Annotated in this window: 15 protein-coding genes; 11 read left to right on the forward strand and 4 right to left on the reverse strand. The window is 46.9% G+C overall.

Going from position 1 to position 15,373, the window contains the following annotated elements:
* The first annotated feature begins 142 nt into the window (after positions 1 to 142).
* Complete coding sequence (locus HMPREF2952_RS04965; RefSeq protein WP_004519329.1) at positions 143 to 490, forward strand: cupin domain-containing protein; 348 nt, start codon at positions 143 to 145, stop codon at positions 488 to 490.
* A 72-nt stretch (positions 491 to 562) separates the two neighbouring features.
* Here the strand turns inward: HMPREF2952_RS04965 and HMPREF2952_RS04970 are convergent, their stop codons facing one another.
* Complete coding sequence (locus tag HMPREF2952_RS04970) at positions 563 to 1,315, reverse strand: CPBP family glutamic-type intramembrane protease (protein WP_004519330.1); 753 nt, start codon at positions 1,313 to 1,315, stop codon at positions 563 to 565.
* A 205-nt stretch (positions 1,316 to 1,520) separates the two neighbouring features.
* On the opposite strand from HMPREF2952_RS04970, the gene HMPREF2952_RS04975 reads away from it, so the two are divergent.
* Positions 1,521 to 1,919, forward strand: coding sequence for a DUF350 domain-containing protein (locus HMPREF2952_RS04975; RefSeq protein WP_039861961.1), 399 nt, complete (start codon positions 1,521 to 1,523; stop codon positions 1,917 to 1,919).
* 201 nt (positions 1,920 to 2,120) lie between these two features.
* Here HMPREF2952_RS04975 and HMPREF2952_RS04980 read toward each other — a convergent pair whose 3' ends face one another.
* Complete coding sequence (locus HMPREF2952_RS04980) at positions 2,121 to 2,951, reverse strand: outer membrane beta-barrel protein (protein WP_039861962.1); 831 nt, start codon at positions 2,949 to 2,951, stop codon at positions 2,121 to 2,123.
* Positions 2,952 to 3,381: 430 nt separating this feature from the next.
* Here HMPREF2952_RS04980 and HMPREF2952_RS04985 point away from each other — a divergent pair, with 430 nt between their 5' ends.
* The 9 genes from HMPREF2952_RS04985 to HMPREF2952_RS05015 all read left to right on the forward strand — a co-directional run bounded on the left by HMPREF2952_RS04985 (position 3,382) and on the right by HMPREF2952_RS05015 (position 12,674).
* Positions 3,382 to 4,395: an SPFH domain-containing protein gene (locus HMPREF2952_RS04985; RefSeq protein WP_049335400.1), complete on the forward strand. Its 1,014-nt coding sequence runs from the start codon at positions 3,382 to 3,384 to the stop codon at positions 4,393 to 4,395.
* A gap of 161 nt (positions 4,396 to 4,556) precedes the next feature.
* Positions 4,557 to 6,077, forward strand: a complete 1,521-nt coding sequence (locus tag HMPREF2952_RS04990; RefSeq protein WP_224783367.1) for a DUF4178 domain-containing protein — start codon at positions 4,557 to 4,559, stop codon at positions 6,075 to 6,077.
* Position 6,078: 1 nt separating this feature from the next.
* A complete protein-coding gene (locus HMPREF2952_RS11330; RefSeq protein ID WP_162837292.1) occupies positions 6,079 to 6,225 on the forward strand; it encodes a hypothetical protein in 147 nt (48 codons plus the stop codon).
* Entirely contained in the window at positions 6,222 to 6,605 is a 384-nt protein-coding gene (gene speD / locus HMPREF2952_RS04995; protein WP_049335402.1) for an adenosylmethionine decarboxylase, read from the forward strand. The genes HMPREF2952_RS11330 and speD overlap by 4 nt, the downstream gene beginning before the upstream one ends.
* Positions 6,606 to 6,630: 25 nt before the next feature.
* Complete coding sequence (locus tag HMPREF2952_RS05000; RefSeq protein ID WP_224783366.1) at positions 6,631 to 7,212, forward strand: hypothetical protein; 582 nt, start codon at positions 6,631 to 6,633, stop codon at positions 7,210 to 7,212.
* A gap of 173 nt (positions 7,213 to 7,385) precedes the next feature.
* Positions 7,386 to 9,212 (forward strand): hypothetical protein, encoded by a 1,827-nt coding sequence (locus HMPREF2952_RS05005; protein WP_049335405.1) that lies wholly within the window; start codon positions 7,386 to 7,388, stop codon positions 9,210 to 9,212.
* 97 nt (positions 9,213 to 9,309) lie between these two features.
* A complete protein-coding gene (locus HMPREF2952_RS11500; protein WP_224783365.1) occupies positions 9,310 to 10,395 on the forward strand; it encodes a DUF4178 domain-containing protein in 1,086 nt (361 codons plus the stop codon).
* A gap of 25 nt (positions 10,396 to 10,420) precedes the next feature.
* A complete protein-coding gene (locus HMPREF2952_RS11505; protein WP_283120699.1) occupies positions 10,421 to 11,002 on the forward strand; it encodes a hypothetical protein in 582 nt (193 codons plus the stop codon).
* Positions 11,003 to 11,069: 67 nt separating this feature from the next.
* The gene (locus HMPREF2952_RS05015) at positions 11,070 to 12,674 is read left to right on the forward strand and encodes an NAD(P)-binding protein (protein WP_049335410.1); all 1,605 of its coding nucleotides are present in this window, start codon (positions 11,070 to 11,072) and stop codon (positions 12,672 to 12,674) included.
* Positions 12,675 to 12,740: 66 nt separating this feature from the next.
* Here the strand turns inward: HMPREF2952_RS05015 and HMPREF2952_RS05020 are convergent, their stop codons facing one another.
* Positions 12,741 to 13,379 (reverse strand): bifunctional 4-hydroxy-2-oxoglutarate aldolase/2-dehydro-3-deoxy-phosphogluconate aldolase, encoded by a 639-nt coding sequence (locus HMPREF2952_RS05020; RefSeq protein WP_003745733.1) that lies wholly within the window; start codon positions 13,377 to 13,379, stop codon positions 12,741 to 12,743.
* Between the two features lie 90 nt (positions 13,380 to 13,469).
* Positions 13,470 to 15,305 carry a phosphogluconate dehydratase gene (edd, locus tag HMPREF2952_RS05025; protein WP_004519344.1) on the reverse strand — a complete coding sequence of 612 codons (1,836 nt, stop codon included), beginning with the start codon at positions 15,303 to 15,305 and terminating at the stop codon, positions 13,470 to 13,472.
* Positions 15,306 to 15,373 lie beyond the last annotated feature (68 nt).

A 15,373-nucleotide genomic window follows, 5' to 3' on the forward strand; every position in this document is an offset into this window, starting at 1 on the left:
AAAATATTATACAGATCAATCAGGCCGTCTGAAAAATATCGTTGGGTTTCAGACGGCCTTTAGATTAAGAAATGAGAATTATTATTGAAAAATATAGTGGTTTTTTGTAGAATGAAAGCCCTATTTTCAAGAAAGGCTTGTCATGAAAGTTGCCAATATTTCTGCCGTATTGCTGTCTGCTTTGTTTTCCGTTGCTGTTTCTGCCGCGCCTTTGGGAGAGGTTTCTTCAGAAAACGGTAAGATTTTCAGCGGCGAAAATTACATGGTCGTTAAGAAAGACATGAAGAAAGGGGAGCAGATTAAGCCGCACGATCATCCGGGTTTTAAAACGTTGATTTTTGCCGTTGGAAAAGGAAGCTTTGACGTAACCTTGAATCAGAAGGAAAAACATACGGTTGGCGCAGGCTCGGTGCTGCGATTTGGCGGAGATGTCGTGATTGAGGCCGTTGCAACTGAAGATGCGAATGTGGCAATTACGTTGATTAAGTAAGCCGATAGATGATAAAAGGCCGTCTGAAGATGATGTTTCAGACGGCCTTGTTTATTCAGTCAACCATTGCCATTAAGCGCAAATCAAATAGATGAAGCCGGAGCCGAAGATATCTGCCAAGGCGTGAATCAGGAAAAACGGCAGCAGGTTTTTGACTTTGTATTTATAGAAGAAGTAGTACATCAAGCCGAAAACAACGCCGATAACGGTCGCCCAAAGCATGCCTTGATAAGTATGGAAGGAGATGCGCACCAAGGTCGAATAGGCCAATGCCTGCCATTTGTATTTGTCTTCCACGCAGGTCAAGAGGCCGAGGAAACAGAATTCCTCATAAAAGCCGTTTAAAAGGCCGTAGAGGATGGCCATCGGCGCAAGGGCGGCGAATTTGTCAAAAATGGATAATGGTTTGATGTATTGGAAGATTTCAGTGGTGAAGTAATTGTAGCCGCCGCTTAACGAAGTTACCGCATCGGCGGTCAGACCCATCAGGATAAAAATCACAGGCGTCCAAAACAACACGCCTAAGTTAAAACGAATCGGCAATTGTTTGAAGTCGAAACGGCGGATAACGAGGTAAATCAGAGCAATAGCAAGCAGCGTCAACTGCAGGCTCATGTTTTCAGAATAAGCCACGCCGGTTACCGCAGTATCGCGCGCCTCTTCGGCAACCGCGGCTGTTTCCACTTGCGGCATCAGGCTGGCGATATAAAGTTGGGTAGAACGGTAGGCAAATTGACCGAACAGGATAGCGGTCACAATCAGCATGTCAAACCAGCGCAAATGGCGCAAAGGCTCTTTAGGGCGGATAGCGGCGAGTATGCTCATATTCTCCTCTTTGCTCTAATAAATAACGGTGCGCAATAGTTACATAAACATACAAAAATCGTCAACGATTATCACAATAAAACATGAATTAAAAATCAGACCGTTTCAGACGGCCTGAAGCGCTTCTAAAAATGCCATATTTTTCGAAGGGTTTATCTTCAAAAATATGGCATAATCACTTTATTGCAAACCAAGGAATCTTATCGTGAGTATTTCTCTGTCCCAATATCTGCTCTACCTGCAATACATGTTGGCAGGTATCGCCATGACCGTTGTTTTTGCTGCCGTATATCTGCGGATTACACCCGTTGAAGAATTGCGCCTGATTAAAAACGGCAACCTTGCCTGCGCCTTGTCATTTGGCGGCGCGTTGGTCGGTTTTTGTCTGACGCTTGCCTCAAGCATTGCACACAGCGTCAGCTTCATCGATTTTATCCTGTGGGCCCTTGCCGCAGCCGTAATTCAGATTTTTGTCTATTTCGCTGCGACAATGATGATTAAAGGCGCTACCGCAGAACTCATCGGTAACAATGTTGCCGTCGGCGCGTTGTTTGGTGCAGTGTCCATCTCGATCGGCATTTTGAATGCGGCTTGCTTGACTTGATTTTGATGGTCGGTTGGATAGCAAAAGATGTGCTGTTCCTGACTCCTACCTAGAAAAATTATCGGTAGATTTTTTTGACTGATAAGGTCTTATGTCTGATGGTATTGGCGTTATAGTGAAATTCTGAAAGCATCAAAAAATTCAGACGGCCTGTTATATACAAGGCCGTCTGAAATGTTTTAACTACTTAAGTTTGCTAAATTAGAACGAGTATTGCAATCTTATGCCTGTTTCACGGGTGCGGTTTTTAGGTTCGATCGCGCCCAATTGAATGAAGCCATAGTCTTCTGTAACGGTGAAGTTTGAATCTTTGACTTTCCAGCCGCGATAGAACGGGGTCAGACTGATTTTAGAACCGTTAGAGAATTTTTTAGATACAGGTACTTCAACCTCAATACCTTGTCCACCGCCTTGTTTCATTCTGGTTTCTTCTCGATCTGGCTCGTAAGAATACTGGCGGCCCTTAACGGCACGATTGTAGGCAATACGAGGAGCAATCTCAAAGTTTGCTGGAAGTGCGATATTTACACCGGCATTGATTTGCGCATATGTGGTTCGGTTTTTGCGGTCATAATCATCAGGATCGACACGTCGGCTCAAATCTCTCAGAACACGGTGTCCCAAGCCTGCACCGGCAGTCAGGCTAAAGCGATCGTTAATTGGATGTGTATATTCATATAAGGCACGGATATCGTATGCGCGGCGAGGTGCATTTTTGAGTGTGGCAGAACCATAACCTGTGGATTCACCAAATCCATTTTGGAAGCTTCCTGTGTAATCTGATTTACCACGGGAATAACGGCCTTCCAATTTTGCCGCATGGCGATCGTTGAAACGGTATTTAACCCCCGCATTAATAGACCACAGGTTGCCTTTTTGTTGCATTATTCGACTACCATCTTGTTCATATTCGCGATAGGTTTCGTTGTAATATTCGCTGCCAACGGTAAATTCAACAGGGCGGGCAGCCTGTGCGCCTACTGCAGCAGACAGTGCTAACACAGCAAGACAGAAATGAGCAGAATTTTTCATGTAAATTCCTTTTAGTTTGGGAAAATCAGTGTGATAATTTAATGTTATTGCATGGCAAAGTTTATAATATTTAATGAACATTAACAATGCTGATGGGGTAATATATTTACTTTTATTATATTCTTTAATGATTTATCGCAAATATTTGTCTTTTTTATGAGACAGTATGGATAAAAAACCTGGAAATAGTGTAAAACTGAGTCGGTAAGAGGTTTAATTTCGAAGTTTTCAAAAGTTAATATCTATATAGTTATTATTTAGTTTGCGATAAAAGTATATGCAGCCACCCACTCTATTCCCATGCATAAAGACATTTTGAATGTTAATATCGTATGACATTCTATTTATATAAAATAAGCGATATAACCGACTAGGCAAATTGACCTGACTGCCCATAAGTTATCCTTTCTTCTTCAAATAAGGAACTGCGATGTTCAACTTTATCAAGAAACAGTTTATCGACGTCATTCAATGGCCGAATCCCGATGACAGCCTGCTGATGTGGCGTTTTCCGATTGCCGATGAGGAGATCCAAAACGGTGCAAGCCTGACTGTGCGTGAGGCGCAGATGGCGATGTTTGTCGATGAAGGCGTAACCGCGGACGTGTTCGGTCCGGGGCGTTACACGCTCAATACGCAAACTCTGCCAGTGCTGACCAACTTGAAAAACTGGGACAAGCTTTTTGAGTCTCCGTTTAAATCGGATGTTTACTTTTTCAATACCAAACAACAGCTCGCACGAAAATGGGGTACGTCTCAACCAGTTACCGTGCGCGATGCTGAGTTTGGCGCGGTGCAACTGCGTTCGTTCGGTATGTATTCTTACCGCATCAGCGATCCGGCAAAATTCTTTAAAGAAGTCAGTGGTGTGGCGGCGCAATACAGCGGCGTAGACTTGGAAAACCAACTGCGCAATATCGCAGTCACCCAGTTGGCGGCCGCGTTCGGCAGCTCCGGTATCCCATTCTTGGATATGGCGGCGAACCAAGTTTTGCTGTCGCAAAAAATCGGCGAATTGCTTGGCGCGGAATTTGCCAAGCTGGGTTTGGCACTGGAAAACTTCACTGTTGAAAGCATTACTTTGCCCGCGTCTATTCAGGCTGCGTTGGATAAGAAAATTTCGATGGGTGTTATCGGCGATTTGGGACGCTACACCCAATATCAAACCGCCGAATCTATTCCGCTTGCGGCACAAAATGAAGGCGGACTTGCCGGAATCGGTGCAGGTTTGGGCGTAGGTGCCGGTATTGGTCAGGCGATGGCGGGTGCCATGGCTGGCATGATGCAGCCGAATGCGCAACAGGCTCAGCAAAATGCTCAGCCGGTTGCCGAAGATCCGCAGGCTAAATTGGTGAAACTCAAGTCTTTGCTGGATGGCGGTTTGATTTCGCAAGAAGATTTTGACAAAGCCAAGGCTGAAGTGTTGAAACAGCTGATTGGTTGATCAATTGAAGGCCGTCTGAAAAATATCATTCAAAAGAAGCGTTGAGCTGCTTCTATGAAAAGGTTTCAGACGGCCTTTCAAATGATTTGATTAAGCCTGTCCGACTTCAAAAACGTTAAGGCCGTCTGAAACACTCCAACCCATTCTGAAAAAGCAAACCCATGTCTCAAACTCCTTTCTTCAAAACCGACTGCCCAAGCTGCGGAGCACCTGTCGAGGCGCATTCTGCTTCTGCCGTGACGCTGGTGTGCGGCTATTGCAACAGCATGCTGGTGCGGAAAGATAACGGCGTTGTCGACTCCGGCCGCGACTCCGCATTGCTGGAAGATTTTAGTCCGCTGCAAATCGGAACCAGCGGCACATTTGTCGCACAACGCTTTACCTTGGTTGGACGGCTTCAGGTGCAATACGACGATGGCGCGTGGAATGAATGGTATGCGCTGTTTGACGACGGCAGAGCCGGTTGGCTTTCTGAGGCGGGCGATTTGTATGTGATGACCATGCCGGTCGAAATCGATAATCCGCCGAAATTTGAAGATACGCGAGCCGGATTTAGCGAGCTGACTTTTCAAGATAAGCACTATATTGCCTCCGATGTCCGCAACATCAGCTTGAAACATGCGGCTGCGCAGGGCGAATTGCCGTTTGTTTTGAAAGAGGATACAGAAAATCGGGTTTCCGACTGGCGTTGCGAAAACCTTTTCATCACGCTCGATTACAACAATAAAACTCCCGAAGCCTTCTTCGGGCGGATGGTAAACCTAGATGGTTTGAAGCTGGAAAACACGCGCCACGAAGATGAAATTAAAGAAAGCGCAGGCCGTCTGAAAGGCAGTATTACTTCAGAAAACTGTCCTAACTGCGGCTCGTCCATTCATTGGGTAAACGGGCTGACTTCCCATCTGAACTGTCAAAGTTGCGGCAGCGAATTGGCAGTCGGCAAAGATAAAGCGGAGCTTATTACCGCCAATAATCTGCGTTTGTCGCAAAATACGATGTTTACTTTGCCTGTCGGCTCGACAGGCAGTCTGAAAAATAAAGAGTTTCATGTTATCGGCGCAATTAGATATTTAGAAACAGATGCGCAGGAAACATTTGATAACTTGTTCAAAGGTGCCAAACATACATTGGCACCAGAAGGGCAGTGGACAGAGTATCTGCTTTACAACCCAACTCAGGGTTTCTTATGGCTGGTTGAAGCTGATGAAGGTTGGAATATTTCCGAAACCTTGAACGATTGGCCGCGCCTCGACCGCAACCGCCAACCGCAAGGCTATGGCAAACTTTATGACTATGGCGGACGGGTCAGGATTGCCAGCGGAGCGTTTTATTGGCGTGTCCGAAACGGTGATTTGAACTATTACAGCGATTACAGAGACGGACAAAGCCGTAAGATTGGCTCCGAACTAAACAGTCACGAAATGGCATGGACTAGAAGTGCCCCAATTGCTTATCGGGAGATTGCAGACGCGTTTAATCTGACCAGCCAAGCTCCGCATTACACTGCAAACATGGCGGCGGACGGCATTGATAAATCATTAAGAATCATAATGACCGTCATCCTGGTTGTCGTCAATCTCCCTGCGCTTCTGACCGGCGATAGTTCTGCCGCACTTACCGTCATCTTTATAGGATGCTGGTTGTTGTGGACCATGGGCAAAAAAGACGAGGACGAGGATTAACATGTCGAGAATCACTTACATCATTTTCAGTACCATCATCATCGTCATCTCCATGATCATCAGCTACGGCTCTTCCGATTCCGACGGCTCGCGTATGCACTCCGGCGGCTATTATGGCGGCAGCGGTTATTCCGGAGGCCATAAATGACCCATGCGCCCGGTAATCATGGCCTATTGGACTTATACGGTTGCGATGAAGCCATCTTAAAAGATGAAGGCCGTCTGAAAACCGCTTTGGTGGCTGCCGCACAGGCTGCAGAAGCCACCATATTGACCGAACACTTCCACACCTTCGGTGGCGCAGGCGGCGTAACCGGTGTTTTGCTGCTCGCCGAGTCCCATATCAGTATCCACACTTGGCCTGAACACCGCTTCGCTGCTATTGATGCATTTATTTGCGGCGGTATGAAATTGGAAAAAGTGAAGGAAATCTTGTGCAGGGAGTTGGTGGCAGCAAGGGCTGTTTGGACGGTTGTGCAACGTGGCGAAGGTATACTGGACGATGTACAACCATCGGTTGAACAATAAAATCTGTCGGGCCGTCTGGAAAAAATTGGCTGATAGTAAATTAGATAACAAATTTTGTATAAAAAGGCTTTTAAACAAAATGCTTAAAATAAAAGATTGGAAGAGAAACAGAAGTTTGCCATTGGTTATTTACTTGCTTGCAGGTTTGTTTTTGCTTGGAGTGGAAAGTGCCGAAGCAAAAAAATTAACACATGATCGTACCGAGTATTGCCGTAATCAAGTTTATGTCAGTAATAACCAAGGCGCATCCCTGCAAGCTCAACCGGACGATAAAGCATCTTCAATCACTCAATTGCACCATATGCAATACCTTTGCGTTGTCGGTAATGACAGCAAAAATACCGAAGAAGGATACTCTTGGATAAAAGTAAAAAAAGTACCTTTGGCAATCAAAGAAAACCAAATCAGTTGTCATGATATGGGCCTGCCTGACAACTGCACCAAACCTACCGATTTCCCGACTGAATGGAAAATCAAACCGCCCAAAGGCAAAAAATGTCGTCTTTCCACTCATGTTGATAATGAAGGTCAGTTGCTTATTGTCGCAAAAGGCGTTTGCCCAACCGGATGGGTAAAAGAGAGAGATGTACAATTTTTTGCCGATTAGTAAACTTGGCTTTAGTTAAAGAAAAAAACAAAGTTCATCATATGGCAGAACAATCAAGAAAAAAGATTTAACTTATTCTTTATTAAAAGACAGGCCGTCTGAAAGCATATTCAATCCGTTTTCAGACGGCTTTATCTTACATTTTTAAAATATCCTGATTAAGGAAATCAGAAATGCATGTTCGTACTTCCATCATTTTTGCCTTATCCATGCTCACCTTAGGAGCATGTGTCAGTCATCATCCTTCGGTTCCTCATGCTTCAACGGTGAAAGACCGTGCATATTATTTCCAACATCTTGACGAAGCCCAAGCAAAAAAAGAGCAATGTTTGAAAGACAGAGTATTTGAGAAAGCAGGCGTTGATATGGAAAACAGCAGAGATCAACAAATGATTGCTGCGTATCCCGATGACCTTTTAATGCTCAACCAAGATAATGCGGAATTATTTTCTTGTATCGCTGCGTGGACGGCTGCTAATTCCGCAGAACCATTACGCAAATGGCAGAGGGAAAATGAGGAAAGTGAAGCCACCAATCAAAAATTTGAGGCACAGGTTATGCGGTTTAAAGCAGAACTAGAAAAGAAATACTCAGAAATAGATTGGAAAAAGTTTTATCCTGCCGCACTCTATCAGGAATCTGTCCATTTCCTTTACACAGACAGTACGTCAGAAGAATATGCAAAAAAAGAAGCCATCGAACGTATCTTTATTGATAAAGCGAAACGGTTTATAGCAGAATCGGAAGCGAACAATATTGAAACGCTGACCCAAAAGATGTCGCAAATCTGCAAGGAGGATACTTGGGGCTATATCCCTTCGTGTAAAGTCTATTATCATGTTTTAAAAGAAAAACTCTCGAAAAAAACACTATCCGAATTAGTGGAGATGGAAAAACAGTATAACGACGGCGAGCATATGCCTGTTCCTATTTTATTTGAAGCTTATCGTTTTACCCTTGGATCTGCTTTGGAGAAAATAAATCGAGAATTAATGTCAGACTACGGTAAACTCGATTCCGAATATAGGCAGTGTGTAAAAAAAATCGGAGAAAAAGTCTCGGTTACCCAAATGGACAGCTTTGAAGAAAATTTCGAGCCGGAGTTTTATCTCGGTTTTTATCCCGAATGTGCCGTTACCGATAACATTATGAAACAATTGGAGTTTCCTCTGGATTTAAATGTCGCGGTTGAAAGCAAAATTTTCCACAAAATAGTCAAACAAAGCCAGGAAGAAAACGAGAAATTTCTCATCGATGAAGAGCTATCAGGAATAGCATGGCGGAAGCAGCTGGAAGAATCGCCCGAAGTCTTACAAACCAAAAAAAGCTTGGCTCAAAAATATGCCCAAACACCTTGGCAAAATTTCAGGAGCACTATAAAACAAGACTATCCAGATATCGAAAGTGACTTCTCGGGTACGGAAGAAGAACAGAAGCAGAAAAAGATAATTTCTACTGCCCTGAGGTTAATCTTGATTGAAAAAATACAGCCTGAAATGGACAAGTTAGAGAAAAAAAGTATAGATGAATTACTTACTGAACTACGAGCTCGTTGTAAAGAAGGAGAAGGAATAGATTGGCTAAGCGATACTCAGTGTATTCTGTATTACCGTACCTTCTTAAAAAAAATTCAGGGTCAAACTTTAGAAGAGCTATTAGCTTCAAAAGATAAATATGAAGAGGGGCCTTCCTTGGTTAAGTTTTCCTATAAGTTAGTATTAGAAGGGAAAGAGGTGAAACGATCCTTCGAACTGATAAAAAATGATGACAAACGCGAAGCAGCATACTGGCAATGTATCAAAAACATCAGCAAAACCATAAAGAAATCAGGCATTCTAGAAACTAACGATGCCGAGTCGATTATCTTGAACGAACCTGGTTGCAAACAGGTGTACTATGTCATGAGCAATATGAACGAAGAAAAACGGTTCACATATTTTGCCGACACGCTGCTTAACAAGAAACGTTTCAAAGAAGCTCCGAAAGTTCAACAAGATTGATGTAAACATTTCATTAAGAGGCCGTCTGAAGTCTTGCATATGCTGTTTTCAGACGGTCTTAAACCTTGTTCTGATTAAACTGAAATATTGACGTTATATGGAAAAAACGCCTTTTTTTAAAACCGATTGCCCAAGCTGTGGTGCGCCTGTGGAGGCGTATTCCGCTACTGCCGTGACGCTGGTGTGTGGCCATTGTCACAGTATGCTGGTTGCTAGAATCGGTAAGGGGAGGAGCGGATATTTTGTTGCCAATTCAGGGCGTGATTCTGCGTTGCTGGAAGATTTCAGTCCGTTGCAGATTGGAACGCGAGGCGTTTTTGATGATCGGAAATTTACGCTGATTGGGCGATTGCAGGTGCATTACGATGTCGGCGCATGGAATGAATGGTATGTCTTGTTTGATGACGGGCAGACCGGCTGGCTTTCCGAGGTTGGCGATTTATATGTGATGACATGTTTACTTGCCCAGAAGAGGAGACGGGGGCCGAAAAATTTTAAGTCGGTGAAAGCCGGTTCCAGTTCGTTGATCTTTAATGGCCAAACCTTTATTGCGTCAGATGTCCGCACCATACATTACCGTAATACCGATGCGCAAGGCGAGTTGCCGTTCAACTTATCTGAGAACCAAGCGGCAGGCGAGGTTTGCGACTGGCGACGGGGCAATTTGTTTTTGACCTTGGATTATTCGACGTTTCCAATGGACTCCTACTTCGGACGCATAGTCAGTTTGGACAGTTTGAAGCTGGAAAATAAGCGCAGTGATGATGAAATCCATGAAAGTGCAGGTCGTCTGAAAGGAGAGATTCTTTCTGAAAACTGCCCGCATTGCGGCTCTCCTGTTCATTGGCCAAGGGGTGTTACTTCTTTCCTTTTATGTCAGTCTTGCGGCAGCAGTTTGAATACGACAAAAGATACTGTTGCGTTGATGGAGGCAAATGCCCAAAGGAAAGAACAAGAAAATCTGTTCACACTTTCCATTGGTACGAAAGGCCGTCTGAACGATACAGAATATCTGATTATCGGGGCTGTAAGATTTGTCGAGATATCGTCCTATAATCAAAATCAGTCCGAATACTGGACGGAATATCTGCTTTATAACACTCAACAAGGTTTTGCCTGGCTGATTGAGTCTGGAAAACGCTGGCGGCTGTCAGAAACCATTACAAACATGGCCGGACTTTGATTCAAGTGGCAATCCTGCCGGTGAAATGTTGATTGATCATTACCGCGGGCAGGTCGAGGTAGCGGCTGGTGCTTTTTATTGGAAAGTCAAACAAGGCGATTTGCTTCATTACAAGGAATATAGCGGCAAGAAAAGTTATGGCCGGAATGTCATTCTGTGTTCCGAGCAGAGCAAGGACGAAATTGTCTGGAGTAAAAGCAGTCCTGTGTCTTACCGTCAAATGAGAAAGGCATTCGGTCTGTCTTTTGATACTAAGGAGATGCTCTCTTACTGGCTGAAGGGCGACAATAGAAATGTTGGGAGTAGAGATAATGTAGCCCGTATCATTGCTATGCTGATTCTTATCATCGTCAACCTTCCGGCCTGGCTGTCGCCGCATCTACGTAGTCCTGTCGGTATAGTGGTCAGTCTGTGTGCGTTGGTATGGATATGGATTTCTGACAGATATAAAAACGATCGTGATTACGAAGAAGAACGGGTAGGGATGATTATTTTCTTTGCTTTCATCATTTTTCTTACCGTCTTATTCAACTATGTCCAAGCGGAAGACAGTGATTCATCGCATTCCGGCAGATCCTATCATGGTTATTCGGCAGGGCATAAATAACGTGAGATCTGCTTAACCTCGTTGTATCGTTTTACTTTTATTTTTTCAGACGACCTTTTTATAAAACATGCTAACCCGCCGTCAATTTCTCAGCTATACCGCCGTGCTTGGTGCCGCCTCTGCTTTCTCTTGGCAGACTTATAAGTACCTCAACCGCAAACCGCCGGTTTCTATTAACCGTGTCGGCTTGCCGTTGGGGCATTTGTTGCGTGACGGGGAATTGCTCAGTTCGCCGACCCGTCGTTATGAATGCAATACGTTGATACTCGGCGGCGGTGCGGCTGGGTTGGGAGCATTGTGGTATTTGGCGAAGCATAATCACCGCGATGTATTGTTGGCAGAAGGGTTTGAACGTAATGGCAACAATGCCGCCTATACGTCTTCAGACGGCCTGAAAGCGCCGAGCGGTGCGCATTATTTGGCTTTGCCGTCGAAAGAAAGCGTGTATGTGCGCGAGATGTTGGCGGATTTCGGTATTTTGCAGTCGGATGGCAGCTTTAGGGAAACCGATTTGGTCTATGCGCCCGAATCGCGCCTCTTATATCAGGATAAATGGGTAGAACATTTATTGCCGAAAGAAGATGCGGATTCCAAACGGTTTTTTGATTTGATAGGCCGTCTGAAACAGGCTTACGGCAATGACGGTAAGAAAATTTTTGCCATTCCGATTGCGCTGTCATCGATAGATGAAACATGGCGAAAGCTCGATCATCTGACGTTTCAACAATGGCTTGATCAGGAAGGTTACCATTCGCCCGAGCTTTTGTGGTATCTCGATTATTGTTGCCGCGACGATTACGGACAAGGCATCGGGCAAGTATCTGCCTTTGCCGGATTGCATTATTTTGCCGCCCGCAACAATGCAGAAACTGTCCTCACTTGGCCCGAAGGTTTGGCACATCTTTCTGAAAACCTGCGCCGTCATGCCGATTTGCAGGAAGGCTGGCAATGGCCGTCTGAAAACAGTATCCGTTTGGAGAAACCTGCTTCGGTTAATGCTTCTGCCGTCAAAATCAAACCGCTTTCAGACGGCCGGATTGAAGTGTGGCTGCGTGATAATGCAAAAGGGGAAACCGTTGCCGTCACCGCGCAACACGTTATCTCCGCCATGCCGCTGATGGTTGCCGCCCACATTATTGAATCTCCCGAACAATTTGGTCTGAATATTCCCGAATACGCGCCATGGCTGGTTTCCAATTTTGAACTGCACAGTTTTCCGAAAGAAAAAAACAACAGCGAACTTGCGTGGGACAATGTGGTTTACGGCAGCCAAGGACTGGGCTATGTTGTTGCGACCAACCAGCTTATCCGGGTTGCCCGTCCTGAACGTACGATTTTTACCGCCTACGCCGCGCTCAATCACGATACGCCACAAGCCGTCCGCCGCCAGCTGCTTGAAGCAAGCGATGAAGAGCTGCTCCAGTTTGCCGCACAAGATCTGCTTACCGCTTACGGCGAAGGCTTTTGGCGGCATGTTTCCCATGTTGACATTACCGTTCGCGGGCATGGCATGAGCGTGCCGAAACCCGGCTATTTAAGCGATGAGGCTTTATTAAAAATCAGAAATCGAAATACTGGATTATTATTTGCACACAGTGACTTAAGCAGCTATTCGGTGTTTGAAGAGGCTTTGTATTGGGGTGTGGAAGCGGCGCGGAAAGTATTGGCTTAATTGATATAAAAAGGCCGTCTGAAATCATATTCAGACGGCCTTTTCTCTTTTAACTTAATAACCTGATTAGGCTTTTGGTTTCAAAGCGGCAGCTTCGCGAGCCAGACGGGTGATGGTATCCCAGTCTTTGTTTTTGATGGCTTCTTTTGGGGTCAGCCATGAGCCGCCGACGCACAAGACATTAGGCAGCGCCAAGTACTCGGGAGCGGTTGCCAGGCTGATGCCGCCGGTCGGGCAGAAGCGAACATCGGCGTAAGGGCCGTACAGGGCTTTGAGCATGGCTTTGCCGCCAACGACTTCGGCAGGGAAGAGTTTGAGGGTGTCGATGCCGTGTTCCAAAGCCAGTTGGACTTCGCCAGGAGTGGCAACGCCCGGAATCAGGGGGATGCCACTGTTGTGGCTGGCTTTGGCGAGGGATTCGTGCAAACCCGGGCTGATGGCGAAAACCGCGCCTGCGTCTTCGACGGCTTTGAGCTGTTCGGGATTGGTTACCGTACCCGCGCCGACGATGGCGTTAGGAACTTCTTTGGCAATCAGGCGGATGGCGTCGAGACCGACAGGGGTGCGCAGGGTGATTTCGAGGGTGGGAATGCCGCCTTCGACAAGGGCGTGGGACAAATCGACGGCAGTACTCAAGTCGTCAATCGCCATTACCGGCACAACTGCGCCGGCAGTCAGAATTTCACGAGGGGTCAGTTTAGACATTTTAGGTCTCCGTTGGGGACTGTATCGTAATAGGGTCGTTAACATGGTTTCAGACGACCTGATTGTTTTAAGAGGCCGTCTGAAAAGGGTTTAGGCAAATTCGCCGCCGAAGCTCATGGCACCGGTTTCTGCGCTGCTGGTCATGCTGCGGAAGTTGGCGAAGAGTTCGCGGCCGCAGCCTTGTTGATTCGCGCTCAAGTCGATACGTTCGACTTCGCGGGCGTTCCATTCGGCTTCGTTGATCAGGACGTTGAGTTCGCCGGTAACGGAGTCGAAGCGGATCAAGTCGCCGGTACGGATTTTGGCGATGTTGCCGCCCATCAGGGCTTCAGGCGTCATGTGGATAGAGGCCGGAACTTTACCGGACGCGCCGGACATACGGCCGTCGGTCAGCAGTGCCACTTTAAAGCCGCGGTCTTGCAGGATGCCCAAAGGAGGGGTCAGTTTGTGCAATTCGGGCATACCGTTGGCGCGCGGGCCTTGGTAGCGGACAACACAGACGAAATCGCGTTCCAACTCGCCGCGTTCAAATGCGGCCAATACTTCGCGTTGGTCGTTGAACACGATGGCGGGTGCTTCAATGATGCGGCAGCCTTCGCGCACGGCGGACACTTTAATTACGCCGCGACCGATGTTGCCTTTCATTAGGCGCAGACCGCCGTCTGGGGAGAACGGGTTGTCGGCTTTGCGCAGGATGTCTTCATTACCGCTGGTTTCAGGGGCTTCGCGCCATTCAAGTTTGCCGTCAATGAGGAAAGGCTCTTTGGTGTAGTGGCGCATACCGTGTCCGACAACGGTATCGACATCATCGTGCAACAGGCCTGCGTCCAGCAATTCGCGGATAACGAAAGGCAGGCCGCCGGCAGCGGTAAAGTGGTTTACGTCGGCTTTGCCGTTGGGGTACACACGGATCAGCAATGGGATGATGGAAGAAATTTCATCGAAGTCGTCCCAGTTCAAAATCACGCCTGCAGCACGCGCCATAGCAACGAGGTGCATGGTGTGGTTGGTCGAGCCGCCGGTTGCCATCAGGCCGATCAGGGCGTTAATGAAGGATTTTTCGGTCAACATTTCGCCCAATGGTTTGATGGTGCCGTTTTTGATGCCGCGTGCGAGGTGTCCGGCTGCGTAGCGGGTCAGTGCTTCGCGCAGGTCGGTATAAGGGTGGACGAAGGCAGCAGCAGGCAGGTGTACGCCCATCATTTCCATCATCATCTGGTTGGAGTTGGCGGTACCGTAGAAGGTACAAGTACCCGGGCTGTGGTAAGAGCCCATTTCGCTTTCAAGCAAGGCGTCGCGGCCGACTTTACCTTCGGCGAAAAGCTGGCGGGTACGGGCTTTTTCTTTATTGCCGATACCGCTAGACATCGGGCCTGCCGGAACGAAGATGCCAGGAATATGACCGAAAGACAACGCACCGATCATTAAGCCCGGAACGATTTTGTCGCATACGCCCATAAACAAGCTGCCGTCAAACATTTGATGCGACAGACCGATGGCGGTACTCATGGCAATCACGTCGCGGGAAAACAGCGATAATTCCATGCCGGCGTAGCCTTGCGTGATGCCGTCGCACATGGCGGGCGTGCCGCCGGCGACTTGGGCGGTCGCGCCGTTTTTTTGTGCTTCGTCTTTGATTTGGTCAGGGAAGTCTTTAAACGGCTGGTGTGCGGAAACCATGTCGTTGTAGGCAGTGATGATGCCTAAGTTGGGGACGGTTTCCTGAAGCATTTCGATTTTGATGCTCTTAGGCATGGAGGCATAGCCGTGTGCCAAGTTGCTGCAGCCGAGCTGGTTGCGCTCTAAGCGTCCCATCTGTTTGGCGCTGCGGATTTTCGCCAGATACTTTTCACGCGTCGGGCGGCTGCGCTCGATGATGCGCTCGGTAATTTCGGCGAGTTTCGGGTGAATAGGAGTGGGGTTCATGTGCGGTCTCCTGGCTAAACGATATGATAGGGATTTTGTTTGCGCGTTTCTGATTTTTGTATTGGGTG

Origin of the sequence: Neisseria sp. HMSC068C12 (assembly GCF_001814095.1) — a bacterium.
Classification (GTDB): domain Bacteria; phylum Pseudomonadota; class Gammaproteobacteria; order Burkholderiales; family Neisseriaceae; genus Neisseria; species Neisseria perflava.